This window comes from Roseicyclus salinarum (genome assembly GCF_029624655.1).
Lineage (GTDB): Bacteria > Pseudomonadota > Alphaproteobacteria > Rhodobacterales > Rhodobacteraceae > Roseibacterium > Roseibacterium salinarum.
Genome location: NZ_JARRSA010000022.1, coordinates 1 through 26,568, shown reverse-complemented (window position 1 = coordinate 26,568; position 26,568 = coordinate 1). Strand labels below are relative to the sequence as shown.

General features: G+C 69.8%; 26 protein-coding genes. 12 read left to right on the top strand and 14 right to left on the bottom strand.

From position 1 onward, the window contains the following. The first annotated feature begins 18 nt into the window (after positions 1–18). From P6F26_RS14090 to P6F26_RS14075, 4 genes are all read left to right on the top strand, one after another. Positions 19–543, top strand: coding sequence for a hypothetical protein (locus P6F26_RS14090; protein ID WP_278029331.1), 525 nt, complete (start codon positions 19–21; stop codon positions 541–543). A 76-nt stretch (positions 544–619) separates the two neighbouring features. Beyond that, positions 620–2,626, top strand: coding sequence for a 3'-5' exonuclease (locus P6F26_RS14085; protein ID WP_278029330.1), 2,007 nt, complete (start codon positions 620–622; stop codon positions 2,624–2,626). Positions 2,627–2,677: 51 nt separating this feature from the next. Beyond that, positions 2,678–3,382 carry a GntR family transcriptional regulator gene (locus tag P6F26_RS14080; RefSeq protein WP_278029329.1) on the top strand — a complete coding sequence of 235 codons (705 nt, stop codon included), beginning with the start codon at positions 2,678–2,680 and terminating at the stop codon, positions 3,380–3,382. Between the two features lie 182 nt (positions 3,383–3,564). Then, positions 3,565–4,908 carry a UDP-glucose dehydrogenase family protein gene (locus P6F26_RS14075; protein ID WP_278029328.1) on the top strand — a complete coding sequence of 448 codons (1,344 nt, stop codon included), beginning with the start codon at positions 3,565–3,567 and terminating at the stop codon, positions 4,906–4,908. A gap of 6 nt (positions 4,909–4,914) precedes the next feature. Here the strand turns inward: P6F26_RS14075 and P6F26_RS14070 are convergent, their stop codons facing one another. From P6F26_RS14070 to hmgA, 4 genes are all read right to left on the bottom strand, one after another. Beyond that, on the bottom strand, positions 4,915–5,121 hold the full coding sequence (locus P6F26_RS14070) for a DUF2783 domain-containing protein (RefSeq protein WP_278029327.1): 207 nt from the start codon (positions 5,119–5,121) through the stop codon (positions 4,915–4,917). Further along, on the bottom strand, positions 5,121–6,740 hold the full coding sequence (locus P6F26_RS14065) for an FAD-dependent monooxygenase (RefSeq protein ID WP_278029326.1): 1,620 nt from the start codon (positions 6,738–6,740) through the stop codon (positions 5,121–5,123). Before P6F26_RS14065 ends, P6F26_RS14070 begins: the two co-directional genes overlap by 1 nt. A 167-nt stretch (positions 6,741–6,907) precedes the next feature. Further along, entirely contained in the window at positions 6,908–7,858 is a 951-nt protein-coding gene (locus tag P6F26_RS14060) for an MBL fold metallo-hydrolase (protein ID WP_278029325.1), read from the bottom strand. A gap of 29 nt (positions 7,859–7,887) precedes the next feature. Then, the gene (hmgA, locus tag P6F26_RS14055) at positions 7,888–9,249 is read right to left on the bottom strand and encodes a homogentisate 1,2-dioxygenase (protein WP_430736753.1); all 1,362 of its coding nucleotides are present in this window, start codon (positions 9,247–9,249) and stop codon (positions 7,888–7,890) included. A 78-nt stretch (positions 9,250–9,327) separates the two neighbouring features. On the opposite strand from hmgA, the gene P6F26_RS14050 reads away from it, so the two are divergent. After that, entirely contained in the window at positions 9,328–9,759 is a 432-nt protein-coding gene (locus P6F26_RS14050; RefSeq protein ID WP_278029324.1) for a MarR family winged helix-turn-helix transcriptional regulator, read from the top strand. Here P6F26_RS14050 and rbsK read toward each other — a convergent pair whose 3' ends face one another. From rbsK to P6F26_RS14035, 3 genes are read right to left on the bottom strand one after another with little or no spacing between them, the layout of a single operon-like run. Then, positions 9,760–10,686 carry a ribokinase gene (rbsK, locus tag P6F26_RS14045; RefSeq protein ID WP_278029323.1) on the bottom strand — a complete coding sequence of 309 codons (927 nt, stop codon included), beginning with the start codon at positions 10,684–10,686 and terminating at the stop codon, positions 9,760–9,762. Between the two features lie 4 nt (positions 10,687–10,690). Continuing rightward, positions 10,691–11,143, bottom strand: a complete 453-nt coding sequence (locus tag P6F26_RS14040) for an RbsD/FucU family protein (protein WP_278029322.1) — start codon at positions 11,141–11,143, stop codon at positions 10,691–10,693. A gap of 18 nt (positions 11,144–11,161) precedes the next feature. Beyond that, a complete protein-coding gene (locus P6F26_RS14035; protein ID WP_278029321.1) occupies positions 11,162–12,241 on the bottom strand; it encodes an ABC transporter ATP-binding protein in 1,080 nt (359 codons plus the stop codon). 308 nt (positions 12,242–12,549) lie between these two features. On the opposite strand from P6F26_RS14035, the gene P6F26_RS14030 reads away from it, so the two are divergent. From P6F26_RS14030 to P6F26_RS14020, 3 genes are all read left to right on the top strand, one after another. Further along, complete coding sequence (locus P6F26_RS14030; RefSeq protein WP_278029320.1) at positions 12,550–14,220, top strand: type 2 periplasmic-binding domain-containing protein; 1,671 nt, start codon at positions 12,550–12,552, stop codon at positions 14,218–14,220. 93 nt (positions 14,221–14,313) lie between these two features. Then, positions 14,314–15,426 carry a carbohydrate ABC transporter permease gene (locus P6F26_RS14025; RefSeq protein WP_278029319.1) on the top strand — a complete coding sequence of 371 codons (1,113 nt, stop codon included), beginning with the start codon at positions 14,314–14,316 and terminating at the stop codon, positions 15,424–15,426. A 1-nt stretch (position 15,427) separates the two neighbouring features. Further along, complete coding sequence (locus tag P6F26_RS14020; RefSeq protein WP_278029318.1) at positions 15,428–16,354, top strand: carbohydrate ABC transporter permease; 927 nt, start codon at positions 15,428–15,430, stop codon at positions 16,352–16,354. Between the two features lie 4 nt (positions 16,355–16,358). Here P6F26_RS14020 and P6F26_RS14015 read toward each other — a convergent pair whose 3' ends face one another. The 4 genes from P6F26_RS14015 to P6F26_RS14000 are packed head-to-tail and all read right to left on the bottom strand — an operon-like array spanning position 16,359 to position 20,279. Beyond that, positions 16,359–16,913, bottom strand: a complete 555-nt coding sequence (locus tag P6F26_RS14015; RefSeq protein WP_278029317.1) for an SIS domain-containing protein — start codon at positions 16,911–16,913, stop codon at positions 16,359–16,361. After that, on the bottom strand, positions 16,910–18,400 hold the full coding sequence (locus P6F26_RS14010) for an FGGY-family carbohydrate kinase (protein ID WP_278029316.1): 1,491 nt from the start codon (positions 18,398–18,400) through the stop codon (positions 16,910–16,912). The genes P6F26_RS14015 and P6F26_RS14010 overlap by 4 nt, the downstream gene beginning before the upstream one ends. Next, positions 18,400–19,470, bottom strand: a complete 1,071-nt coding sequence (locus tag P6F26_RS14005; protein ID WP_278029315.1) for a M42 family metallopeptidase — start codon at positions 19,468–19,470, stop codon at positions 18,400–18,402. The genes P6F26_RS14010 and P6F26_RS14005 overlap by 1 nt, the downstream gene beginning before the upstream one ends. Further along, entirely contained in the window at positions 19,467–20,279 is an 813-nt protein-coding gene (locus tag P6F26_RS14000; RefSeq protein WP_278029314.1) for a BtpA/SgcQ family protein, read from the bottom strand. Before P6F26_RS14000 ends, P6F26_RS14005 begins: the two co-directional genes overlap by 4 nt. 88 nt (positions 20,280–20,367) lie before the next feature. Here P6F26_RS14000 and P6F26_RS13995 point away from each other — a divergent pair, with 88 nt between their 5' ends. Next, entirely contained in the window at positions 20,368–21,399 is a 1,032-nt protein-coding gene (locus P6F26_RS13995) for an aldo/keto reductase (RefSeq protein WP_278029313.1), read from the top strand. A gap of 3 nt (positions 21,400–21,402) precedes the next feature. Further along, entirely contained in the window at positions 21,403–22,236 is an 834-nt protein-coding gene (locus tag P6F26_RS13990) for an amidohydrolase family protein (RefSeq protein WP_278029312.1), read from the top strand. Between the two features lie 7 nt (positions 22,237–22,243). Here P6F26_RS13990 and P6F26_RS13985 read toward each other — a convergent pair whose 3' ends face one another. Genes P6F26_RS13985 through P6F26_RS13975 form a run of 3 tightly spaced genes read right to left on the bottom strand, consistent with a single transcriptional unit; the run spans position 22,244 to position 24,708 of the window. Next, positions 22,244–23,089, bottom strand: coding sequence for a PfkB family carbohydrate kinase (locus P6F26_RS13985; RefSeq protein WP_278029311.1), 846 nt, complete (start codon positions 23,087–23,089; stop codon positions 22,244–22,246). A 6-nt stretch (positions 23,090–23,095) separates the two neighbouring features. After that, on the bottom strand, positions 23,096–24,061 hold the full coding sequence (locus P6F26_RS13980) for a sugar phosphate isomerase/epimerase family protein (protein ID WP_278029310.1): 966 nt from the start codon (positions 24,059–24,061) through the stop codon (positions 23,096–23,098). After that, on the bottom strand, positions 24,058–24,708 hold the full coding sequence (locus P6F26_RS13975) for a GntR family transcriptional regulator (RefSeq protein ID WP_278029309.1): 651 nt from the start codon (positions 24,706–24,708) through the stop codon (positions 24,058–24,060). Before P6F26_RS13975 ends, P6F26_RS13980 begins: the two co-directional genes overlap by 4 nt. A 164-nt stretch (positions 24,709–24,872) precedes the next feature. Between P6F26_RS13975 and P6F26_RS13970 the strand changes: the two genes are divergently transcribed. Both P6F26_RS13970 and P6F26_RS13965 read left to right on the top strand, forming a co-directional pair. Continuing rightward, the gene (locus P6F26_RS13970) at positions 24,873–25,619 is read left to right on the top strand and encodes an SDR family oxidoreductase (protein WP_278029308.1); all 747 of its coding nucleotides are present in this window, start codon (positions 24,873–24,875) and stop codon (positions 25,617–25,619) included. 27 nt (positions 25,620–25,646) lie between these two features. After that, positions 25,647–26,495 carry an ureidoglycolate lyase gene (locus P6F26_RS13965; RefSeq protein WP_278029307.1) on the top strand — a complete coding sequence of 283 codons (849 nt, stop codon included), beginning with the start codon at positions 25,647–25,649 and terminating at the stop codon, positions 26,493–26,495. The last annotated feature ends 73 nt before the right edge of the window (positions 26,496–26,568 follow it).

The following is a 26,568-nucleotide window of genomic DNA, read 5'->3' as shown; positions in this document are numbered from 1 at the left end:
GAGAAACCATTGTTCTGGATGCTCGTGACCACACTCGTGGCAGGCTTCGCCGGGGCCGGCATCGGCCTTCTGCTGCGCAGCCTGACGCGCAAGCGCCTGCCGGGCGGCGTCATCCCGCTCTGCGCCGGCATCGCGATGATCGTCGCGACCGTGGGGCAGGAATACGGCTGGTATGACGGCGTCCGCTCGACGATGGCCGAGGACCTCGTGGTCCTGTCCACGCGCGAGCAGAAGGCATGGTATCAGCCGTGGACCTACGTTCAGCCGTGGATCCGCGGCTTCATCTCGTATTCTCCATCCGAGACGGTCGCGACGGCCGAGGGCGCCGAGATCTACGCCGTGCAGCTGCGCATCCAGGAACGATGGCAGCCGCAGGCCGTGGTGCCGGTGCTGGTCGATTGCGGGGCGGGCCTCTGGGCGGACGTCACGCAGGACATGGAGTTCGACGAGGCGGGCGTGCCCGCGGACGCCGACTGGCGCGAGGCCGACCCCGTCCTGCCCATCGTTAGAGCCGTCTGCGAGGGAAGGACCGCCGCCGGCTGACGCCAACCGCCCGCCTGGCGTCGCGCGACCGCCCGGCGAGGCCCGATCCCACGGGGCAAGGAGGAGGCCCCGACCCATGTTCACAACGCTCAGCCTGCGTCTGCGCATCTTCCTTTTGTTCGCCGTCCTTGCGACGGCCACCTCGGCGCTCGCCATCGCCGGCCTCGTGCTCGGCTATGTCCGCCTCGGCGAGGACCACGCCCTGTCCGCCTTCGTCGTCGCGGGCTTCATCGCCATCCTCGCGATCTTCGCGCTCACCACCTGGGTCTGGGTCCTGTTCGACGAGAACGTTGCAAAGCCGGTCGAGCGTCTCGCGGGCGAGATGCGCGCCCGCGCCCATGCCGACGTCGACGACGCGATCGATCATTCGGGCGCGAAATACCTCGGCGATCTCGGCACCGCCGCAGCCGCGGTCACCACCAACCTGACCGAGACACGCAACGCCATGGCGATGGCCGTGGGCCGCGAGACGGCGCGGCTCAACACCGAGAAGACCCGCCTCGAGGCGCTATTGTCGGAGATGCCGGACGGCGTCCTGTTCTGCACGCCCGGCCACACGATCGCGCTTTACAACGGGCATGCCCGCGAGATCCTCGGCGCGTCCGAGGCGCTGGGGCTGAACCGGCCCGTGCGCGGGCTTCTGCGGATGGGACCGGTCGAACAGGCCTACGAAAGGCTCGTGCGCAAGGGCGGCGGCGAGGGCACGGACATCCTGGTGACGACGCGGGCGGGCGCGCGGCTTCTGGAGGCGCGCATGCGGCTTCTTCGGCTGGAGGGCCAGGAGACGGAGCGGCCCGGCTACGTCCTGACCCTGCGCGACGTGACCGCCGGCATCGCCACGCATCTGGAGCGCACGCAGCTGCTCGAGGGGCTTCTGGCGGGTGTCGAGGCGGCGCTGGCCCACCTGCCCGGGGGCGAGGCCGCGCGGCGGCTGGCCGATCTTGCGGACGAGACCGCGCGGCGCAAGCGCGCCACCGACACCGAGTGGTGGCCGATGGAGCGGATCGCGGCCGAGGATCTCGGCGCGGCCCTGGCGGCGCGGCTCGGACGCAAGGGCGTGCGGCTCGCCTGCGATCTGGGCGAGACCGGCCTGCGCTGCGACGGCTTCGCGGTGGCGCGACTGCTGGAGCGGCTGGCGCTGGACTGGACGGGCGCGGGCGCGCGGGATCTCACCCTGACGATCACGGCCAAGGGCGCCGAGACGGCGGTCCTGAGCCTCGAGGCCACGGGCGAGCTGCCCGGCGAGGCGGCCCTCGCCGCGTGGCTCGCCGAGCCGCTGTCGCCCGGCATGACCGGCTTCACCGGCACGAGCGTCACCACCGCGCACGGCACCGCCGTCCTGCGCGAACCGGCCGGTCCGGGGCGATACGCGCTGCGCCTGCCGCTGCCGCTCGCCAGCGCAAGGCCCGGACGCCCGCAGCGCACCGTGCTCTACGATTTCGACCTCCTGAACGCCGAGATCGCGGGCGACCTCGCCGCCGCGCGCCTCAGGGACCTGTCCTTCGTCGTCTTCGACACCGAGACCACGGGCCTGAATCCGCAGGTGGACGAGATCTGCCAGATCGCCGCCGTGCGCGTCGTCAACGGCAAGCTGGTGCAGGCCGAACGCTTCGACATGCTGGTGAACCCGGGCCGCGCCATTCCCGCCGCCTCGAGCGCGGTCCATCACATCACCGACGCGATGGTGGCCGACGCCCCCGGCGTGACCGAGGCCATCGCCCGGTTCCACACCTTCGCCGACGGCGCGGTGCTCGTGGCCCACAACGCCCCCTTCGACATGTCCTTCCTCAGGCGCCGCGAGCGCGAGATCGGCCGCCGCTTCGACCAGCCGATCCTCGACACGGTCCTGTGCTCGGCCGTCCTGTTCGGGCAATCGGCCGAGCATACGCTGGACGCCCTCTGCGCGCGGCTGGGCATCGCGATCCCCGAGGCCGAGCGTCACACCGCCATCGGCGACGCCATCGGCACCGGCGAGGCCTTCCGCAAGATGATCCCGATGCTGGAAGCGGCAGAGCTGCCCAATCTCGGGGCATTGATCGCGGCCTTCGACCGGCATTCGCGGCTGATCGAACACCTGAATTGACCCCCGCGCCAGCAAGGCGCAGAGGTCGCGGAGACGGACTGGAAGGGCATCATGGCGCGCACACCTCTCTACAAGGCCGCCGAGGCGGAAATGATCCGCAGGATCGAGACCGGCACCTGGGAGGTCGGCCTGCGGCTTCCCAACGAATTCGTGCTCGCCGAGGAGTTCAGGGTCAGCCAGGGCACGATGCGCCGCGCGCTGATGACGCTCGAGGGGATGGGCCTCCTGCACCGCAAGCCCGGGCGCGGCACGATCGTGACGCGCCCCGAGGCCGCGCCGGCGCAGCCCAAGGCCGCCCAGCCGGCCGCCCCGCCCCCCGCGCAGGGCCGACTCATGGCGGGCGGCGCACCCTTCGTCCCCGAGGTCCACCGGGCGAAGTCGGGCCTGCGCGGCGCAGACCCCGAGGAGGCGGCGCTGTTCGGGACCAGGCGCCTCGTGTATCTCCAACGCCTGCTGAAGCGCGCGGGCGACCGGGCCGCGCTCGAGGAGGTGGTGGTCCCCGAACGCGCCGCGCCCGCTCTCGACGAGGACGGCGCGGTCGACCTGGCCGAACTTCTGGAGGATCACGGGCTCGGTCCCGCGACCATCACCGACGAGATCGGCGCGGCCGTGACCACGATGGCGGAGTCCGTCGCGCTCGCCTGCGACCGTCACGCCCCGCTTCTCGTGGTGACGCGCACGGCCCGCGACGCAGGCGGGCGCGCCGTCGCGCGGCAGGTCCTGCGCGTTCTCGGCGACACGGCAAGCTACGCCTAGCCCCCACTCGCCGCGACAGCGTTTCCTTTTTCCACGCGCTGGAGTAACGAGGCCGCGTCCGGCCCTCCGCCGGTCGGGCCGGAAGGGGGCACGGAAAATTGCTGCGGGGCAGCGCCTCCCCGTGATATCGGATCTGAAGTCCCGGGCGGCAGGCCTGCCCGCATGAACAACGGAGCGCCAAGATGAAGATCGCGATGATCGGCACCGGTTACGTCGGCCTCGTCTCGGGGGTCTGCTTTTCGGATTTCGGCCACGAGGTCGTCTGCGTCGACAAGAACCCCGCCAAGATCGAGATGCTGGAACGCGGCGAGGTGCCGATCTACGAGCCGGGTCTCGATGCGCTGATGGCGCGCAACGTCGAGGCGGGCCGCCTTTCGTTCACGACCGAGCTTTCGCGCGCCGTCGATGGCGCGGACGCGGTCTTCATAGCGGTGGGCACGCCCACGCGGCGCGGCGATGGCCACGCCGACCTCACCTACGTCATGGCCGCCGCCGAGGAGGTCGCGCGCGCGCTGACGGGCTACGCGGTCGTGGTGACGAAATCCACCGTGCCCGTCGGCACCAACCGCAAGGTCAGGGAGGCCGTGGCCGCCGCCAACCCCGAGGCCGAGTTCGACGTGGCCTCCAACCCCGAATTCCTGCGCGAGGGGGCCGCGATCGACGACTTCATGCGCCCCGACCGCGTCGTCGTCGGCGTCGAGACCGAACGCGCGGCCGAGGTCATGGCCGAGATCTACCGCCCGCTGTTCCTGCGCGACTTCCCCGTGGTCACGACCGACCTCGAGAGCGCGGAGATGATCAAGTATGCGGCCAACGCCTTCCTCGCCACGAAGATCACCTTCATCAACGAGATCGCGGCCCTGTGCGAGCGTGTCGGCGCGGACGTGAAGGAGGTGGCGAAGGGCATGGGCCTCGACGGGCGGATCGGCAACAAGTTCCTCCATGCCGGGCCCGGCTACGGCGGCTCGTGCTTTCCCAAGGACACCAGCGCGCTCGCCCGGATCGGGCAGGAGCACGCGGCCCCTCAGAACATCGTCGAGACCGTGATCCGCGTGAACGACGGCGTGAAGACGCGGATGATCGGCAAGCTGCGCGACCTCTGCGACGGATCCTTCAACGGCCGCACGGTCGCGGTCTTCGGCGTGACGTTCAAGCCCAACACCGACGACATGCGCGACGCGCCCTCGCTGACCATCGTGCCGGCGCTGGTCGGCGGCGGCGCGAAGGTGCGCGTGGTCGACCCGCAGGGCCGCCGCGAGGGCGAGGCCATGCTGCCCGGCGCGGTCTGGATGGACGACCCCTACGAGGCGGCCGAGGGCGCGGACCTGGTCGTGCTCCTGACCGAATGGAACGAGTTCCGCGCGCTGGACCTGAAGCGTCTCGCCGGGCGGATGGCCACGCCCCGCATGGCCGACCTGCGCAACATCTACGCCGCGAGCGATGTGAAGAAGGCCGGGTTCCAGGCCTACGACGCGGTCGGGCGCGGCGGCATCGACGCCGAGGAAAACAAGCTCGCCGCCGAGTGAGCGCGCTCAGTCCCCGGCGTAGGAGCGCGCCGTCGCGATCAGCTCGCGGACCTCGTCCACGTCGCCGATCCGGTTCGCCAGAAGCAGGACCAGCCGCGCGTTGAGCGCCTGGCTCGCGGCGTCGTCCAGCCCTGAATGCGCCTCGAGAAGGGCTGCGTAGACCTCGTCGCCCCGCCCCGCGAAGCCGCTTCGGAAGATCCTGCGCGCGCCCATCACGTCGCCTCCTGCATGGCGTGGCACCGGCCCAGCGCGCGGTCGCGCGCCTCCGCCACCCCGGCCGCCGTGGGCTTTGAAAACACCGCCGCCACATGGCCGTCGGGCCGGAACAGGTAGGCGAGGCCCATCCCGTAGCGGCCGAGCGCGTGACCCTGCATGTCGGCGTGGCAGGGATACGCGGCCGCGCGCTGCGCGATGCCGATGCGCCGGACGCCCGGCACGTCCGGCAGCCGCACGTTGCCGAAACCCGCCAGCGTGAACGCCCCCTGCGCCATCGAGATCAGCCAGCCGTCGCCGAGGGGCGCATCGACCATCGCCGTGCCGGGCGGCACCGGCGCCTCGCCCGCGGTCTGCAGGGGCAGGCCCGCCAGCGAACAGGGCCGCGACAGCCGCCCCGAATTGATCAACTCCCGCGCGAAGGGCTGGTCGTGGGCCATGCGCAGCGTCTCGGACCTGAACAGCGCCTCGGCCTCCGTCTTGGGCGTCATGAAGCTGGTGGCGCGCGAGGAGTTCAGGATGTTCTCCCGCGCGGCATGGCGCCGCTCGTCGTCGTAGCTGTCGATCAGCGTCGCGGGCGCCTCGCCGTTCAGGACGGCGGCCAGTTTCCAGCCGAGGTTGTCGGCGTCCTGGATGCCGCCGTTGCCGCCGCGCGCGCCGAAGGGCGACACGACATGCGCGCTGTCTCCCACGAAGATCACCCCGCCATGCACGAAGCGCTCCAGCATCATGCAGCGGAACCGGTAGACCGATAGCCAGTCGATGCGGAACGGCCTGTCACCCACGATCGCGCGCAGGCGCGGCATCACGCGGGCCTCCTCGGCCTCGGCCTTCGGATCGGCGGCGGCGTCCAGCTGCAGGTCGATGCGGTAGATGTCGTCGGGCTGCTTGTGCAGAAGCGCGGACTTGCCCGCGTGGAAGGGCGGATCGAACCAGAACCATCGCTCGGGCACGCCATGCTCGCCGAAGGGGCTGTCCTTCATCTCGATGTCGCAGATCAGGAACCGCTCCTCGAAGGTCCGCCCCTCGAAGTCGAGGCCCATGCGCGCGCGCGTCGGCGAATTCGCCCCGTCGCAGGCCAGCATGTAGCGCGCGTCGAGGACGTAACGGCCTTCCGGCGTCTCGACCGTCAGGCGCACGCCGTCCTCGCCCCTGTCCTCGTGGTCCGCGACCCGCGACAGGAACCGCAGGTCGATGAGGCCGGGAAACTCCCGCGCGCGATCCAGCAGGTATTCCTCGACGTAGTATTGCTGCAGGTTGATGAAGGCGGGATACTTGTGGCCCGCCTCGGGCAGGAGGTCGAAGGAATAGACTTCCGCGTCCCCGTGGAACAGCCGCCCGACCTTCCACGTCACGCCCTTCTCCAGCATCCGCTCGCCCACGCCCAGCCGGTCGAAGATCTCGAGCGTCCGCTTCGCCCAGCAGATCGCGCGCGAACCCACCGACACCACGTTGTCGTCGTCAAGGACGACGCTCGCCACCCCGTGCAGCGCGAGGTCGATCGCCATGGACAGGCCGACCGGCCCCGCGCCGACGATGGCGACCTGCGCTTGCGTGGTCCCGCCGTCGAGTTCCGGCGGGCGGACGAAGGGCTGCTCGGCATGAGGATGGGCGGGCATGGCGTCCTCTCCTGCGGGTCAGGCGTGGAATGCGGCGGCGGCGTGCCGCGCGAATACGGGCAGGACCTTGGTGCGCGTGGTCGGCGGCACAGCGGATCCGGCCAGCATCCGCCGCGCAGTTGCCGGGGCTTCGTCGCGCGCCATGCGCGGGGGACCCGTGCGCCTCCTCATCCCTGCAGCGCCGCCCACATCTTCGCGTCGCGCTCGGCGGTCCAGATGCGCGGCGTGTCGATGCCGAGCGCCTCGTCATAGGCGCGGGAGACGTTGAAGGGCAGGCAATGCTCGTAGATCGCGAAGTCGGCGAATTTCGGATCGCAGGTCTCGCGCACGGCCTCCCATGCGTCCTTGAGCGTGCCGCCCCGCGCGGCGGCGCGCGCCGCCGGGCGGTAGGTCGAGGCCACGAAATCCCGCGTGCTCTCGATGGCGGCGGCCACCATCTCGCGGCCGACCAGCGCATCGCCCCGCCCCGGCGCGATGGCGTGCGGCTCGAAGCCCGCGATGACGTCGAGCGTGTCCGTCCATTCCCTCAGGTGCCCGTCGCCGCAGTAGCAGGCCGAGCGGTATTCCACGATGTCGCCCGTGAACATCACCTCGCAGTCCGGCACCCGGATCACCGCGTCGCCGGACGTGTGGGCGCGGCCGGGCCGGAAGATGTCCACGCGGCGATTGCCGAGGTAGACCGTCATCGCCTGCGAGAACGTGGTCGTGGGCCAGGTCAGGCCGGGGATCTCGTCATGCCCCTCGAACAGGCGCGGGAAGCGGGCGAATTCGCTGTCCCAGTCCTCCAGGCCGCGCTCGGCCACCATCGACCGGGCGCCCTCGGACATGATGATCTGCGGCGCGCCGTAGGCCGAGGCGCCGAGGACGCGAACCGCGTGGTAATGCGTCAGGACGAGGTGGCTGATCGGCTTGTCCGTGACCGAGCGCACGCATTCGATCACCTTGCGCGCAAGGCGCGGCGTCGCCTGCGCCTCGATCACCATGACGCTGTCGTCGCCGATGATGACGCCCGTGTTCGGATCGCCCTCGGCGGTGAAGGCGTGGATGCCCGGACCGATCTCGGTGAAGCTGACCTTCTTTTCGGTCAGGTCGCCTGCGCTGGCGAATGCCTTGGTCATGGTCTTCCTCCCTTGCCGCGGGCGCCGCGTCATTTTCGTCCGGGCGTGCCGTCGAACTTCTTCTCGAGACTGTCCCAGCAATCGATGTAGTCGTCCTGAAGCGGCGCTTCCCGTGCGGCGAACTCGGTCAGGTGCTGGGGAAACCGGGTCTCGAACATGAACGACATCGTGTTGTCGAGCTTCCGGGGCGCAAGCTCTGCGTTCGACGCGCCCTCGAAGGCCTCGCGGTCCGGCCCGTGCGGAAGCATCATGTTGTGAAGGCTCATGCCCCCCGGCACGAAGCCCTGCGGCTTCGCGTCGTACTGGCCGTAGATGTTGCCCATCAGCTCGGACATGATGTTCTTGTGATACCACGGCGGGCGGAACGTGTCCTCGGCCACCATCCACCGCTCGCGGAACAGCACGAAATCGATGTTGGCCGTCCCCGGCACGCCGGAGGGTGCGGTCAGAACGGTGAAGATCGACGGGTCGGGGTGGTCGAAAAGGACCGCGCCCACCGGGCAGTAGGTCGTGAGGTCGTATTTCACCGGCGCATAGTTGCCGTGCCAGGCCACCACGTCGAGGGGCGAATGCCCGATCTCGGTCCGGTGGAACTGGCCGCACCACTTGACGGTGACGGTCGACGGCACCTCGCGGTCCTCGAAGGCCGCCACCGGCGTCTTGAAGTCGCGCCTGTTCGCCATGCAGTTGGCCCCGATGGGTCCCCGCCCCGGAAGCTCGAACTTCTGGCCGTAGTTCTCGCAGACGAAGCCGCGCGCGGGGCCGTCCACGACCTCGACGCGGTAGACCAGCCCGCGCGGGATGATCGCGATCTCCTGCGGCTTCAGGTCGATGACGCCAAGCTCGGTGAGGAACCGCAGCCGTCCCTCCTGCGGCACGATCAGGATCTCGCTGTCGGCGGAATAGAAGTAGTCGTCCACCATCGACGCCGTGACGAGGTAGATGTGGCTCGCCATGCCGACCTGCGTGTTCACGTCGCCCGCCGTCGTCATCGTGCGCATCCCCGTCAGCCACGTCAGGGCCTGATCGGTGTGCGGCACCGGGTCCCAGCGATACTGGCCGAGCGAGATCACGTCTTCGGGGATGTGCGGCGCGGATTTCCAGTAGGGCAGGTCGATCCTCTCGTAGCGGCGCGAATGCTTCACCGAGGGCCTTATGCGATAGCACCACGTCCGCTCGTTCTGGTGGGACGGCGCGGTGAAGGCGGTGCCCGACAGCTGCTCGCCGTAAAGGCCGTATTCGCATTTCTGCGGGCTGTTCATCCCCTGCGGCAGCGCGCCGGGAAGCGCCTCGGTCTCGAAGTCGTTGCCGAAGCCCGGCATGTAGCCCGGATGCGTGCCCTGCGCGTTGCGGTCCTGCACCATGTCGCGCGAAGGTGACTGGTCGGTCATGCGCTCGATCCTCCCTTTCCGGTCGCGACAGGTGTATGGTTACTTTTGTAACCAACAAGGGCGGCGGGGTGTAAAGGGATGTCCGAAACCGGCGATTTCGAGCTGAGCGATTTCACGCCCTACCTTCTGAACGCGGCCGCCGAGGCGCAGTCGCTGCGGTTTTCGCGCGTCTACAAGGAGCGTTACGGGATGCTGCGCACGGAATGGCGCGTCCTGTTCCACCTTGGCCGCTACGGCGAGATGTCGGCGCGCGAGATCTCGCGGCGCGCGCGGATCCACAAGACGAAGGTATCGCGCGCGGTGGCGGCGCTGGAGGCGAGGCGATTCCTCGAACGCCGCACGAGCGAGCGGGACCGCCGCGTCGAGATCCTCGCCCTCAGACCGCCCGGCGAGGCGGCGTTCAGGGACCTTTCCCGCGCCGCCGCCGAACACGAGCACGCCCTTCAGGAGCGCATCGGCGCCGCGCGTCTGCGCGAGATGCGCGACCTTCTGCGCCAGCTGGCCGAGTAGTCAGCCCTGCGCCAGAAGCGCCTCGATCTCCGGGCGCGCGGGCATCGACGGCGCGGTTCCGGGCCGCGTCACCGAAATCGCGGCCGTCGCGTTGGCGAAGCGCAGCGCGGCCTCGGGCGTCATCCCCTCGGCCAGCGCCACGGCGAAGCCGCCGTTGAAGGCGTCGCCCGCCCCCGTCGTCTCGGCCACCGGGCCGGCGTTCAGCGCGGGGACGTGAAGGCGCGCGTTGCCGTCGAACCACAGGCATCCGTTCTCGCCCAGCGTCACGATGACCGCCTTCGCGACGCCGCGCCCCATCAGCGCCGCGGCCGCGCGTTCGGCGCTCGCGATGTCCGTGACCTCGATCCCCGTCAGCTCCGAGGCCTCGGTCTCGTTCGGCGTGATGTAGTCGCAAAGCGCCAGCATCTCGTCGGGGATCTCGGCCGCGGGCGCGGGGTTGAGGATCGTCGCGGCACCTCCCTCGCGCGCGATGGACAGCGCCCGGATCGCCGCGTCCTGCGGCTGCTCCAGCTGCGTGACGAAGACCCGCGCCCCGCCGATGGCGGGGGCCTGCGCCTCGACGTCCGCGGGCGAGATCGTCGCCGCGATGCCGGGGCTGATGATGATCGCGTTGTCGCCCGTCGCGTCGTCCACGAAGATGAAGGCCGCCCCCGTGTAGCTGTCGTCGTGCTGGGTGGCGAGCGAGGTCACGCCCGCCTTCTCCCACGTCGCCAGCGCCATCTCGGCGAAGGTGTCGCGCCCGAGCTTCGTGACGAAGCCGACGTCGCCGCCCGCCATGGCAGCCGCCACGGACTGGTTCGAGCCCTTCCCGCCGGGCCCGAGCGCGAAGCTCTGGCCGAGGATCGTCTCGCCCATGCGCGGCATCCGCCCCGCGCGGTAGGCGGTGTCGGCCACGAAGACGCCGAGAATGACGATGTCGTGCGCCAAGGCCCTAGCCCTCCGGCCCGATCACGCCCTTCCGCAGAAGGAAGCAGCCGTAGAACCGCCGTTCGCCGGTCTGGATCACCGCGTAGGCCTCGCGCGCGCGCTCGTAGAACTCGAACCGCTCGACGCCGACCATGGGCCGCGGCCTGCCCTCGGCGCGGTCGATCTCGGCCTGCGCCTCGGCCTGCGGCGGCGGGATCTCGCCGGGGGCGTCGACCACCTCCATCCGCGCCGCGAAATCGTCCACGAAGGTGTCGAGCGGAAAGACCGACAGGATCGCCTGCATCGCCTCGCCCGCGCTCAGGTTCTCCATCCGCAGAAGCTCGCCGTAGACGGTGTGCCGCGCGACGCTGTCCGAGGGGAAGTTCGTGTCCGCCACCACCAGCACGTCGCCATGCCCCATGGAGCGCAGCGCGTGCAGCACGTCCGCGTTCAGCCTTGGGTCGATTCCCTTCAGCATGTCTTTCCTCCCTGTCGCTCAGGACGCCGCGCCCAACCGGTCGCCCGTTTCACCGTCGAAGATGTGCAGGCTTTCGGTCTCGGGCGCCAGTGTCGCGGTGTCGCCGGGCCGCAGCGTGACCCGGTCGCGGAAGATGGCGGTGATCTCGCGGTCCTGGAACTTGCACACGACGTGGGTCTCCGATCCCGTGGGCTCGACCACGCGCACCGTCACCGGCAGGCCGTCATCGGCAAGCCGCAGGTGTTCGGGCCGCGCGCCCAGCGTCACCTTAGCGCCGGCGCCGAGGCCGGGCGGCGCGCGCATCTCCACGACGCTTCCCTGCCCGAGGTCGATGCGCGCCGTCCCGCCCTCGACGCCCAGCACGCCGCCCGCCATCAGGTTCATCGCGGGCGAACCGATGAAACTTGCCACGAAGGTGTTCCTCGGGCTGTCGTAAAGCTCCAGCGGGCTTCCCACCTGCTCCACGTTGCCGCCGTTCAGCACGACGATCTTGTCGGCCATCGTCATCGCCTCGATCTGGTCGTGGGTGACGTAGACGGTCGTGGTCTTCAGCCTCTGGTGCAGCTCGCGGATCTCGGTGCGCATCTGCACCCGAAGCTTGGCGTCGAGATTCGACAGGGGCTCGTCGAACAGGAACACCTGCGGGTTTCGCACGATGGCGCGGCCCATCGCGACGCGCTGGCGCTGCCCGCCCGAGAGCGCGCGGGGATAGCGGTCGAGGTAGGGCGTGAGGCCGAGGATCTCGGCCGCCTCGTTCACGCGCCGGTCGATCTCGCCCCGGTCCATCTTCCGCAGCTTCAGCGAGAAGCCCATGTTCGCGCGCACCGTCTTGTGCGGATAGAGCGCGTAGGACTGGAACACCATGGCGATGTCGCGCTCGTTCGGGGACAGGTGGTTGACCCGCCTGTCGCCGATCAGGATGTCGCCGTCGGTGACCTCCTCCAGCCCGGCGATCATCCGCAGGAGCGTGGACTTGCCGCAGCCCGAGGGCCCGACCAGCACCACGAATTCCCCGCGCCCGATTTCGAGGTCGATCCCGTGGATCACCTCGACCGCGCCGTAGTTCTTGCGCAGGCTTCTGATGGCGACCTCTGCCATGTCCCTCCCCGTGTGCCTCCCCGGATGCCTCCCCGGCGGGCGCCCCTTCGGTCCGCCGCCCCATCGATGGGTAGCGCAGGGCAAGGGGCCTGTCCACCATCTGACCATACTAACATGTTAGATGCTTGACACACGGGCGGGCGCTGACCGAACATCCCCCCATGGGACGTCACCCCGTGCGGGGATTGCGCCGGGAGGAGGCGCGCCTCCCCTCCGCATTCGACACCGGCGATCCGGCGCTAGACCGGACATGGCGAAGGCGGAACGACGGGTCGTCGAAGCCCTGAACCGATTGGGAGGATCTTGGAATGAAAGTCTCGAACTACAACGCCGTTGTGCGGGCGATGATGTCCCGCCGCGCCATGCTGAGGGGGGCCGCCGGCGTCGGCGCGCTGGCCGCGACGGGCGGCCTTCCGGGCCTGACCGGGGCCGCGCGAGCCCAGGGCGACCTGCGCGCCCAGATCCTGCAGATACCCGGCGTCGGCATGGGCAGCCCCACCGACAGCGACTGGCAGCGCGTGGGCGAGCTGTGCCTCGGTTCCACCCGCGAGCGGTTCGCGCAAGGCGAGTTCGAGGGGGTCGAGCTGACCTTCATGGGGCTCAACAACCAGAACCTCCACAACTTCCTGTTCCGCGGCTTCCTGCGCCCCTGGGAGGAATACACCGGCGCCACGATCAACTGGATCGACCTCGCGCAGGCCGACTACAACGCCCGCCTGCAACAGTCGATCGCGACCGGCACCGTGGACTTCGACGTGCTCGAGATGGGCGCGCCGTTCGAGGGCGACACCGCCGGTCGGGGCCTTCTAGACCCGATGCCCGAATGGGTCGCGGCCGACATCGACATGGACGACTACGTCGACTACCTCAAGGCGCCCGTGGGCACATGGGACGGCCAGACCTACCGCGTCTCGATCGACGGCGACTGCCATACCTTCGCCTACCGCAAGGACTACTACGAGAGCGACGAGCTTGCCGCGGCCTGGGCCGAGGAGGGCGATGGGTCGGACTGGGCGCCGCCCGCCACCTGGGAGCAGGTGAACGCCCATTCGCGCTTCCTCGCCGGCAAGACCGACCCGCTGACCGGCCTTCCCGCGCATGGCTTCCTCGACCCGCTGAAATACACCTGGGGCGGCTTCGGGTTCTACTTCCTCGCCGACCGCGCGGCCTCCTACGCCAAGCATCCCGACGACCCGGCATGGCTGTTCGACCCCGAGGACATGACCCCGCGCGTGAACAACCCCGCGTGGGTGCAGGCGATCCAGGACGTCATGGACCTGATGCAGGTCGAGGGCGCCTACCCCGCCGACCAGCTGAACGCCGACCCCAACACCACGGCCTTCCAGCAGTTCCTCGCCGGCACCGGCATGGGCCTGACCTGGTGGGGCGACGTGGGCTCGAACGCGCGGACCTCGGACACCTCGCTGGTGGGCGACGTCGTCGGCTTCTCGATCAACCCCGGCGCGACGCGGGTCTACAACAGTCGCTCGGGCGCCTGGGACGAGATGATGAACGAGGCGCCCAACAACGCCTATATCGGCTGGGGGGTCTACGTCACCAACAACGTCCAGGGCGACGAGCGCAAGCGCACGGCGGCCTGGTCGGCGGCGGCGCATCTCGGCGGGCGCGACCTGTCGCTGTGGTGCTCGGCCTATCCCTCGGGCTTCCAGCCCTACCGCAACTCGCACTTCAACTACGAGGAATGGGAAGCGGCGGGATACGACCGGGCCTTCGTCGAGGATTACCTCAGCTCGAACCTCGACAGCTACAACCACCCCAACGCCGCCGTTGAGCCGCGCATCCCGGGCATCTTCCAGTACTACTCGATCGCCGAGGACGAACTGGTGCGGGGCCTTTCGGGCGAATACGGCTCGGCGCAGGAGACGGCGGACGCCATCGCCGCGGCATGGGAAGGCATCACCGACCAGATCGGCCGCGAAAGCCAGGTCGCGCTCTACCGCGCGTCGCTCGGCATGTGACCGGGGCCGCCGGGACGTGACACGACCGGGTGCGGCGGGGGGACCTGCCGCACCCTTTTCGCCCCGAGGGGCAGGACCGGGCAGCGAGCGAGCATGAGCGAAGACCGCCTCTACGTCGTCACCAACGATCAGATCGGCCCCACGCGCGAGCGGCTGGGCCGCCTGCTCCTGTGGGGCGCCTTCGCCATCCTTGCCGCGGTCGCCGGGGCGCAGATCGTGGCCCACCGCGGCGCGGCCGACCCCTCGATCCCGGCGCTGGTCGAGACCTGGCGCCCCACCCTCTATGCATGGTGCCTGTTCATCACCGCCTATTGCGCGTCGCTCGTCATCCGCTTCGGCGAGCGCGGCAAGCGGCAGCTTTTCATCGCGCCGGCGACGATCTTCATCGTGTCGATGGTGATCTTCCCGCTGATCTTCGCGGTCACCATCGCCTTTTCCGACTGGAACCTTTCGTCCGTCGGCGGGCAGCAGTTCAACGGCCTCGACAACGTGCGCCAGATGTGGGGCGACCGCTTCTACTGGAACGCGCTCGGCAACATGGTGTTCTACACCGCGATGATCGCGGTCGAATACGTCATCGCCTTCGGCCTCGCGCTGATCCTCAACAGCCAGATCCGCGCGCGCAAGTTCTTCCGCGTGGCCTTCCTTCTGCCCCTGATGCTGAGCCCGGTGGCGGTGTCGTGGATGATCGGCAAGTCGATGTTCGAGGCCCGCTTCGGCCCCCTCGCACGGGTCGCCCGCGAGCTTGGCTGGCAGAACCCCAGCTTCTTCGGCAACGCCGAGATCGCGCCCTACCTGATCGCTGCGCTCGACGCGTGGACCTTCATCCCCTTCATGATGATCATGCTGCTGGCCGGCCTGCAGTCGATCCCGAAGGACATCCAGGAGGCCGCGCGCGTCGATGGCGCGACGCCGTGGCAGAACTTCCGCGAGGTGACGTTCCCGCTGATGCTGCCGGTCTCGATCACCGCGATCATGATCCGTATGATCTTCAAGCTGAAGCTGGCCGACATCATCATCACGATCACCTCCGGCGGTCCCGGCGGGGCCACCGACAGCGTGACGTCCTACATCTTCCGCGAATACCGCGACCGCTCGAACGTTGGCTACGGCACGATGCTGGCCGTGGTCTACCTCGTGCTCATCGTCATCGCCTTCACGATCTTCATCAAGCTCGTGTCCCGCTGGATGAGGCCCCGATACTGACATGGCAGACGCGACCACCCAGATCTTCCGCGACACCGAGGCCGACCGTGCCTTTCGCCCGAAATGGTACCTGGGCCGGGTCGCGATCTACTCGGTGCTGATCTTCTGGACGATCATCTGCCTCGGGCCGATCTTCTGGACGGTCACGACCTCGTTCAAGACCGCGCCGGACGTGATGCAGGGCAACCTGATCCCCTGGGTGCACTACCAGCCCGAATGGCTTGGCTGGCGGTCGCTGGGCCTCAGCCCCGAGACGATCATCGAACCCTCGACGGTCCGCGAGCAGTTCATGCTGCGGTTCTGGAACTCAACCGTCGTCTCCGTCGGCGCGTCGCTTCTGGCGCTGGTGCTGGGCTCGCTCGCGGCCTACGGGCTGTCGCGCTTCGAATACCGCTTCGGTCCGATGAAGAACGACGACATCTCGTTCTTCTTCCTCAGCCAGCTGATCCTGCCGCCCGTGGTCCTCGCCCTGCCCTTCCTCGTGCTCTACCGCGAGATCGACCTTCTGGACACGCGGATCGGGCTGATCCTGCTTTACGCCCTCACGGTCATGCCCATCGTCATCTGGATCATGCGCGACCAGTTCGGCTCCATCCCCACCGAGCTGGAGGAGGCCGCGCTGGTCGACGGGCTGTCGATCTGGGGGGCGTTCCTGACGATCATCCTGCCCATCGCCCTGCCCGGCATGGTCGCGGCCTTCATCCTGTGCCTCGTGCTGACGTGGAACGAATACTTCTTCGCGGCCCTCCTGGCCTCGACCGACGCCGTGACGCTGCCGGTCATGGTCGCCTCGCAGACGGGATCGCAGGGCATCAACTGGTGGTCGATGGCGGCGCTTTCGACGGCGGCGATCCTGCCGCTCGTGGTCATCGGCATCGTGCTGGAGCGCTACATCATCAAGGGCATGGCCGCCGGCGCGGTGAAGTGAGGCCTCATTCCATGTTCGTGTGGCGCGCGCGCATGTCCCCGGCGCTCTGGCCCAGATGACGGGCGAGATCGTCGATCATCGCCTCGAACAGCACGAACATCGCCCCCTCGTAAAGCGACCCCATCGGCAGGGCCGAGGACGCCTCGTGCTCGGTCGCCCGCGTCTGCGCGGGGATCGGCAGGACAAGGCTCGCAAGATGCGCGGCGTGGGTTTCGGGCACGGCGGTCAGAAAGATGATGTCCGCCCCCGCCTCGCGCGCCTGCCCCATCAGCGCGGTGACGGTCGACAGTTCCCCGGGTCCCGCCGAGACGACGAAGACATCGCCCCGCGACAGGGGCGGCGCCGCCATGTCGCCCTGCACCGAGACCGAGAGGCCGAGGTGATGCAGCCGCATCGCGAGGGCGCGCATCATCAGCCCCTCGCGCCCGCAGCCGTGGACCATGACGTGGCGCGACGTGACGATGCGCTCGCAGGCCGCGCGGACCGGCGCCACGTCAAGCCGGTCCATGACCTCGCCGATCTCGGCCAGCGCCGTTCTGGCGAAGTCCCTCGGGCTCATGTCGAAAGATCCCTCGCGATGTCCTTGGTCTGCTCGTAGAGGCGCCGGAACAGCGGATAGGCCCGCACGTATTCCGGCCGCCTTCCGGCAACCACCTTGCGCGCCACAGGGTTCCACGCGGCGATGTCGCCCGCCTCGGCCTCGCCCAGCGCGACGCGCGCGAGAAACGCGTCGCCGTAGCTTGCCCCCGTGGTCCGTTCGCAGACCTCCTGATCCAGCCCCGAGATGTCCGAAGTGGCCTGCATCCAGATCGCGTTCCGCGTGCCGCCGCCCACCGCCAGCACGCGCGTCGGCGGCGCGCCCGCCCCGCGGTAGGTCTCGGCCACATGGGCGGTGCCGTGGGCGATCCCCTCCAGCAGCGCGCGATAGAGATGCGCTCGGGTATGCGTCAGGTTCAGCCCGAAGAAGGCGCCCTTGGCGTGCGGGTCGTGGATCGGCGTCCTCTCGCCCGAGAAATATGGCAGGAACAAAAGCCCGTCGGCGCCGGGCGCGATCCCGGCCGCCTCGGCGGCGAGCGTCGCGAAGGCCTCGTCGCGGGGCAGCTCGCGCGCGAACTGGTCGCGGAACCAGTGGGTCAGCGTGCCCGAGGTCGCGAGCCCCGCCATCGAGGCGTGCTGTCCGGGAAACAGCCACGGCGCATACCAAAGGCGCGCGTCGCGGACCCGCTCGGGCGTCAGCGTGATGATGAAGATGGTCGAGCCATACATGACCATCATGTCGCCCGGCCCCCGGACGCCCACCGAAAGCGCCTCGGCCGCCGCGTCGATCGTGCCCGCCGTCACCGGCGTCCCGGCGGCGAGGCCGGTCTCGGCGGCGGCGCTGTCCGTGATCCTGCCCGCAATCTCCGACGACCACAGCAGGCGCGGCAGGCGATCCGCCCCGATCAGGTCGGGCGCGAGATCGAAGCACCAGTCCTGCGCGCCCACGTCATAGAGCGGCGAGAAGTTTGCGGCCGTGTAGTGGTCGATGACGTATTCGCCGGTCAGGCGGTGCACCACGAAGCTGGTCGAGGTCAGGATCCGCGCCGCCGCGTCGAAGACCTCGGGGCGGTTTCGCTTCAGCCAGAGGATCTTCGGGCCCACCGATTGCGAAGTCAGCGCGTTGCCGCACCGGTCGAGGACGACATCCGCGCCGATGGCCTGCGTCATCTCCTCGACCTCGGCCATGGCGCGGGTATCGACCCCGTAAAGCACGCCGTTCATCAGGGGCGCGCCCTGCCCGTCCACCGGCAACATGCACGGTCCGATGGCCGAACAGGCGACGGCGGCGACCTCGTCGCCGGGCACCCCCGAGGCCGCCAGAACCGCGCGGGTGACGTGGACGAAGTCGCCCCACCAGTCCTCTTCGGCGCGATGCTCGGCCCAGCCGGGGCGCGGCACGATCATCTGGTGATCGCGCGCCGCCTCGGCCACCACCCGGCCCTCGTCGTCCACCAGAACGCCCTTGGTCTGGTAGGTGCCGATATCCACGCCGAGCGTGTAGCGCATCACCCGCGCTCCGTCCGGAAGCCGGGTCCGATCCGCGACAGCGCGGCAAGGATCAGCCGCGAGAGATCCTCGAGGTCTGAGACCTGCACCATCTCGCGCGGCCCGTGGCTGTAGCGCATGGGGAACCCCACGTCGATCGCGGCCACGCCCTCGCCCACCAGCTGGACATAGGAGTTGTCCGTCAGCACGCCGATCTGGGCCGAGCGTTGCAGGGCCATCCCTTCCGCCGCCGCCGCCCCTTCGAACAGATCGACCAGCGCGGGATGCGGCAGGACGCCGTTCAGCGTGCCGCGCCCGTGGAAACTGTAGAGGCTGATGCCCGGCCCACCGCCCATCCGCATCTCGCCGAGATGGGCCATGTCGGGCGTGTCGGTCGCCATCATCAGGTCGACCTGAATGGCGATGGCGGGCCGAAGCGCCTGCGCGGCCACCTGCGCGCCGCGCAGGTTGAACTCCTCCTGCGTGGCGAAGACGACGTGGACGGGCGGCCCGACCTCGCGCTCCGCCAACCAGCGGCAAACGTCTACAAGAACGGCGCAGCCGGCACGGTCGTCCACGCTGGTCCCGGCGATACGCCCCCCGGCAAGCTCGACGGCCTGCGGCCTGTAGGCCACGGGCGTTCCGATCACGACGCCGGCCGCCTCCGCCTCGGCCTTCGAGGAGAACCCGGCGTCGAGGTAGAGGTCGGTGGCCGGAAGCACCTTGTATTTCTCGTCGGGCTGGGTCGCGTGATGGCTTTTCATGCCGACGATGGCCGGGATGTCGCCGCCGCGCGCGCACAGGATCATCTCCTGGCAGGGCAGCGCGCGTTCGGGAATGCCGCCGAGCCGGTGCACCCGGATCAGGCCGTCCGTCTCGACCTTGCGCACGATCAGGCCGAGCTGGTCCATGTGCGTGAACAGCATGACGGGCGGCCCCTCGCCCGGAATGCTCGCGATCAGGTTGCCCAGCGCGTCGGTCCGCGCCTCCACCGGCAGCAGCTCGCGGAGCGCGGCGCGCACCCGCTCCTCGTGGCCGGCGACGCCCGGCACCAGCATCAGCGCCTTGAGGTCGTCGGCGATGCGGCTCATGCGCCGCCCCGCGCGGCGCGGACGCGCGCCATGAAGTCGGCGGCGCGCTCGGGATCGACGGCGTTCCAGGTCTGCCCGTCCACCTTCAGCGAGGACCCAACCACGCAGCCGTCGGCGATGCGGAAGACCTCGGCCACCGTCTCGTGCTTCACGCCGGTATTGGCCAGGACCGCCGTGCCGGGCAGCACGGCCTTGACCGCCTCCAGGTCTTCCATCCGCGCGGCCTCGCCGGTGATCGCGCCCGACACCAGCACCGCGTCGGGGATCGACGAGAACACCGCCGAGCGCGCGCGGTCGGCCAGCGGCCTGCGGTCGATCGAATCCGCGAACTCTGCCGACACGTTGTAGAGCATGAGCATGTCCCGCCGCCCCAGCCGGTCGCGGTAGCGCATGGCCCGGCCCGCGTCGGGCGCCCAAAGCCCCATGTCCGAGGCATAGAGCCCGGTGAAGATCTCGCGGCAGAACGCGGCGCCGGTCGCCGCCGCCAGTGCGACTGTCGCCATCTGGTCCCACAGCACGTTCACGCCGAACGGAACGGCGATGCGCCCGCGCAGCTGGCCGATGACGTAGGCCATCGTCGCGGTCGAGGCCGCGTCCACCTCCAGCTCGTAGGGGCGGTCGTTCTCGTTGCCGAACATCACCGCGTCGACGCCCGCGGCCATCAACGCGTCGAGGTCGCGGGCGGCGGCCTCGACGATGCCGGCCACGCCGGCCTGCGCATCGTGCAGCGGGCTTCCCGGCAGGGCGCCGAGATGCACCATCGCGATCACCGGCTTCGACGTGCCGAACGTATGCTTGAAACGGTCCATGATCCCTCTCCTCGCGTCCATGCTGGCGCAAGAAACAGGTGCAGTCCACCGCGTTTTATTCTAGCATGTCAGTTGACGGAGGGGCTGCATGGCGCAAGAGACAAGGCATTGGGACCGCTTGGGAAACGGCGGGCTGACCTTCACGCGGCTCGGCTTCGGCACCGCGCCGCTCGCCAATCTCTACAGGGCGATACCGGACGACGAGGCGCAGGCGATCCTCGACCGGGCGTGGGATGCGGGCATCCGCTACTACGACACCGCGCCGCTTTACGGCCTCGGCCTCGGCGAGACGCGGCTGAACCGGTTCCTGCGCGGCAAGCCGCGCGACGGCTACGTCCTGTCGACCAAGGTGGGCCGGCTCCTGCGGGCCTGCGCGCCCGAGGACCGCGACGGCGTCGGCAAGTGGTTCGACGTGCCCGCCCGGCAGGAAGTCTACGACTACGGCCACGACGGCGTCCTGCGCTCGGTCGAGTTCAGCCTCGAGCGGCTTGGCGTCGACCGGATCGACATCCTCTACGCCCACGATCTCGACGTCTTCAACCACGGCTCGCAGGCGGCGCTGGACGCGCGGCTGGCCGAGTTCATGGAGGGCGGCTACAGGGCGCTTCTGCGGCTGCGCGAGGAAGGCACGATCAGGGCCTTCGGCGCGGGGCTGAACGAATGGCAGCCGTGTCAGTGGCTGGCCGAGCGCGGCGATTTCGACCTCTTCCTTCTTGCCGGACGCTACACCCTGCTGGAACAGGACGCCCTCGAAAGCTTCCTCCCGCTCTGCGAGGCGCGCGGCATCGGCGTCGTCATCGGCGGGCCCTACAATTCCGGCATCCTCGCCACCGGACCCCGGCCCGGCGCGTTCTACAACTACGACCCCGCGCCGCCCGGGATCCTCGACCGCGCCGCCCGCATCGAGGCGGTTTGCGGCGCGCACGGCGTGCGGCTGGTGGACGCGGCCTTCCAGTTCCCGCTGCGCCATCCTTGCGTCGTGTCGGTCATCCCCGGCGGGCAGGGCGTGGCCGAGATGGACAGCAACCTTCGGGCGGCCGGGGCCGCGATCCCGTCCGCTCTCTGGGCCGACCTGAAGGCCGAGGGACTCATGCGCGACGACGCGCCGACAGAGGACTGAGAGATGGACATGATCGACGCGCACCAGCACTACTGGCACCCGCGGCGGGGCGACTACGACTGGATGCCCATGGACGACGCCACGCTCGCGCGGCCCTACCATCCGGCCGACCTCGCCCCCATGCTCGACCGCCACGGCATCTCGCGCACCGTTCTGGTGCAGGCCGCCGCCACCGTCTTCGAGACGGAATACATGCTCGGCATCGCCGACGCGACGCCGTCGGTCGCGGCCGTCGTGGGCTGGATCGACTTCGAGAAACCGTCGGACCGCGCGCATCTGGAACGGCTGGCCGAGCATCCCAGGTTCTCCGGCGTCCGGCCCATGATACAGGACATCGCGGACGACGACTGGATGCTGCGCGACGACATCGCATGGGCCTACGAGGCGCTGATCGACCTCGACCTGACCTTCGATGCGCTCGGCTTTCCGCGGCATCTCGAAAACTTCTACAAGATCCTCACCCATCACCGCGAGATGCGGGTGGTGATCGACCATTGCATGAAGCCCCAGATCAGGTCCCACTCGGTCGAAAGCTTCGCGCATTGGGCCGACGGGATGCGCGCCATCGCCGAGGACACGAACGCCTGCTGCAAGCTGTCGGGCATCGTCACCGAAAGCGACGGCTGGACGCTGGACAGACTGGAACCCTACGCCCGCCACGTCCTCGACGTCTTCGGCCCGGACCGGGTGATGTGGGGCTCGGACTGGCCGGTCTGCCAGCTCGAGGCCAGCTACGACGACTGGCGCGAGGCGGCCAAGGCGCTGACCGATCACCTGTCGCCATCGGCGAAGGAGGCCGTGTTCGGCGGCACGGCGGCGCGGTTCTACCGGATCTAGGCGCGTCTCAGCGGCGGCTCGAGATCAGCGCCGCCGCCCTTTCCTGCGCGAAGGCGACCGCCGCGCCGACATCGTCGCCCCGCAGGATCGCCGCGGCAAGGCTGCCCGCGAACATGTCGCCCGCGCCATGGGTCGAGCGCACCTCGACCCGCCGCGCCGGCGCGATCACCGGATCGCCGCCCGGCACGGCATGGGCCACGCCCTCCTCGCCCAGCGTCACGATCACCGTCGCGCGCGTCGCCATCGCCGACAGCCCCTCGACCATCTCCCCCGGCGAAAGGGCCGCCGAGCCCAGCAGGTCGCCCGCCTCCAGCCGGTTCACGATCAACCCGTCCACCTGCCGCAGAAGGCCCTCGGGCAGATCGTCAGCCGGCGCCGCGTTCAGCCAGAATTCCGCGCCCGCCGCCTGCGCCAACCCCGGCAGAAGGCCAAGCGTCGCGGCGGCGATCTCGTTCTGCGCAAGGACCATCCGGCACCCCTTGGGCACCATCAGCGCCGCGGCGTCGATCGCAAGGTTCTCGCCCGACACGATCACCGCGCCGTAGGCGCCGTCGCCGCGGGTGATCGCCACGCTCATGCCCGACGCGCCCCGCCCCTCCTGCAGGCCCGCGACATCGACGCCCGCCGCGACAAGCGCGGCCCGCATCCGACGCCCCGGGTCGTCCGCGCCGACGCGCCCCGCGAAGGCCGTCCGCGCGCCCGCGCGCGCCGCCGCCAGCGCCTGGTTGCCGCCCTTGCCGCCGAACCTGTAATCGACCGCCTGCCCCTTGAGCGTCTCGTCCACGCGCGGCAGGCGCGGCGCGCGCACCACCACGTCCCAGTGCAGCGCGCCCACCACCAGAAGGCCGGACATCCGCCCCTAGGCCCCGTAAAGCGCCGCGGCCACGATCCGCGACGAGGCCGCCGCGTCCTGCCGCGCGATGGCCGCCGCAAGCGCCTCGCTGGCGTAAAGCTCGCCCGCCAGCACCTTCAGCCGCTCGGTCATCGCGATCGAGGCCCGCGCCTCGGCCACGGGATCCAGACCGCCCATGTCGGGAAAGGTGTCGAAGTAGATCACCCCGTCGTAGCCCTGCCGCGCGACCTCGACCAGCAGCTCGACCGTCTGTACCGGGTGCACCGAGCCCGCCATCAGCCCGTCGTCGCGCTTGGCGTATCCGTCGTTCAGGTGCAGGCCCATCAGCCGCGAATGCCGCGACACGAGGTAGGCCGAATGCGCGGGCATCTCGTCGGCGTAAAGCACATGCGCGAAATCGAGCGTCACACCGAGGTTCTCGCGCCCCACCTCGCGGCAGGCCAGAAGCGTCGTTCCCACGTCCGGCATCAGCGCGAAGGCGCGCGGCTCGTTGGGCTTGTATTCCAGCGCGATGCCGCACTCGGGCGCGTGGGCGCAGACCTCCTCGAGCGCGGCCATGGTATCGTCCCAGGCCCGCGCGTAGTCCATCTGGAAGGCGTAATCGAACCCGTCCTGCCCCATCCACAGCGTCATCAGCCGCGCGCCCATGGACAGCGCGGTGTCGATGCCGTCCCTGGTCTGGTCGATGGCCTTGCGCCGAACCGCGCGGTCGGGATGGGTGAACGCCCCCAGCCGGAAGCCCGGATCGGTGTAGTAGCGCATCGCGAGCCCGTTCACCGCCATGCCCGCATCGGCCAGCCGCGCCGCGACCTCGCCCGCGCGGTGATCGGCGAAATGGTCGGGATAGTTCAGGTCGGCCGCGTCCAGCCCGCCCACCTCGGCCGCCCGCCCGATCATGTCGATCACCGTCTCCCCCTTGCGCCTGAAGGCGTTGAGGCGGGCGGCGTAGCGGGGACGGTTCGGACGGCTCATTTGCGCTGGAACAGTTCCGGATGCTCGCGCTCCAGCGGCTCGAGGTAGCGAAGCAGCTGGCGCAGATGCGTGCGGGTGGCGGTCCGCGCGGCCTCCGGGTCGCGCGCCTCCAGCGCATCCACGATCGCGCGGTGCTCCTCGAGCGTCTCCGCGATCCGGCGCCGGTTGGGCAGGACCAGCCGCCGCGCGCGGTTCACCTGAAGCCAGCTCGTCTCGGCGATCTGCGCCAGCCGCCGGTAGCCGGTGAAGGACAGCATCAGCTCGTGCATCTCGGCGTCGAGCTTGTAGAAGCCCGCGACGTCGTCATCCTCCACCAGCGCCTCCTGGATGCGCAGGCTCCGGCGCAGCGCCACCAGCTGCTCCTCGGTGAGGCCGTCCGCGACCTGCTCGATCGCGGCCACCTCCAGCGCCTCGCGCAGGAACGCCCCCTCGCGGATCTCCGACATCGAGAACCGCGCCACGAAGGTCCCGGCCTGCGGCACCACGTCGACAAGGCCCTCCGCCGCCAGCCGCGTCACCGCCTCCGACACGGGGCTGCGCGAGATGCCGAGATGCTCGCAGATCTCGCCCTTCCGCAGGATCTCGCCCGGCTGATAGGCAAGCGACAGGATCGCGTCCTTCAGGCTCTGGTAGACGCGCGTGGCCAACGAGCCCTCGTAGGCCTCCAGCGGCGCCAGGCGCGACGCACCGGCCCCGGCATCGGGTCCGTTTTCGGGTTGCGGTCCGCTTGTGACGCCAGATAACATTCTAGCATGTTAGCCAAGGCCGGTGGGGGCGGCAAGCCCGCCTCGCGGCCCGATCGGAGGGATCGATGCGACTGAAGGGCAAACGCGCCGTCATCACGGCGGCCGGCGCCGGGATCGGCCAGGCCACGGCCCTGGCCTACATCGCCGAGGGCGCCGAGGTGATAGCGACCGACATCGACGGCGACAGCCTCGCCCCGCTCGCCGCCGCGGGCGCCCGGACGCACCGCCTCGACGTGACCGACGCCGACGCCGTCGCGGCCTTCGCCGCCGAAACCGGCGCCATCGGCATCCTGTTCAACTGCGCGGGCCACGTCCACCACGGGACGATCCTCGATTGCGACCCCGACGCGTTCGAGTTCTCGCTCGATCTCAACGTGCGCGGCCTGTATCGCATGACCCGTGCCTTCCTTCCGGCCATGATCGGCGCGGGCGGCGGAACCGTCGTCAACATGGCCTCCGCCGTCTCCTCGATCATCGCCGCCCCCAACCGCTTCGTCTACGGCGCCACCAAGGCCGCGGTGATCGCCATGACCAAGTCCGTCGCCGCCGATTTCGTCACGCAGGGCATCCGCGCCAACGCGATCTGCCCGGGCACCGTCGAAAGCCCCTCGTGGCACGCGCGGGTCCGCGCGCAGGGCGAGGCCATCGGCGACGTGGACAAGGCGCGCGCCGACTTCATCGCGCGCCAGCCGATGGGCCGCATCGCCACCTCCGAAGAAATCGCGCATCTCGCCGTCTACCTCGGCAGCGACGAAAGCGCCTTCATGACCGGGCAGGCCGTCGTGATCGACGGCGGCTGGTCCAACGTCTGACCGAACCAAGCGACGGGAAACAGGGACATGAAACTCTTGCGCCACGGGCCTCCGGGCTCGGAAAAGCCGGGACTGTTCGACGCCGAGGGCCGCATCCGCGACCTCTCGGGCGCGGTGGCCGACATCGCGGGCGACACGCTCACGCCCGAGGGGCTCGCACGGCTCGCGGCCCTCGACCCCGCGACGCTGCCCGTGGTCGAGGGCGAGCCCCGCCTCGGCCCCTGCGTCGGCGCCGTGGGCAAGTTCATCTGCGTCGGCCTCAACTACGCCGACCACGCCGCCGAAAGCGGCATGGAGGTCCCGCCCGAGCCGGTGATCTTCGCCAAGGCCACCTCCGCGATCTGCGGGCCGAACGACCCCGTGCGCATCCCGCGCGGCTCGGAAAAGACCGACTGGGAGGTCGAGCTCGGCGTCGTCATCGGCCGGACCGCCTCCTATGTCGACGAGGCCGACGCGATGGACCACGTCGCGGGCTACTGCGTGATCAACGATTATTCCGAACGCGCCTCCCAGAACGAGCGATCCGGCCAGTGGATCAAGGGAAAATCCGCCGATACCTTCGGCCCCATCGGCCCCTGGCTCGTGACGCAAGACGAAGTTGCCGACCCGCAGGACCTCGCCATGTGGCTCGAGGTCGACGGCCACCGCTACCAGGACGGCTCGACCCGGACGATGGTCTACGGCGTGCGCCACCGCGTCCACTACGTCAGCCAGTTCATGAGCCTTCAGCCCGGCGACATCATCTCCACGGGCACGCCGCCCGGCGTCGGCATGGGCCAGAAGCCGCAGACCTACCTGCGCGCGGGCCAGACCGTGCGCCTCGGCATCGAGGGCCTCGGCGAACAGACCCAGACCGCCATCGCCTGGAACGCCTGATCGCATCCGCCCGGCCTCGGCTTCATCTTTCCCCAAATACGCAAGGGGGGAGCGCGAGGGGGCGCAGCCCCCT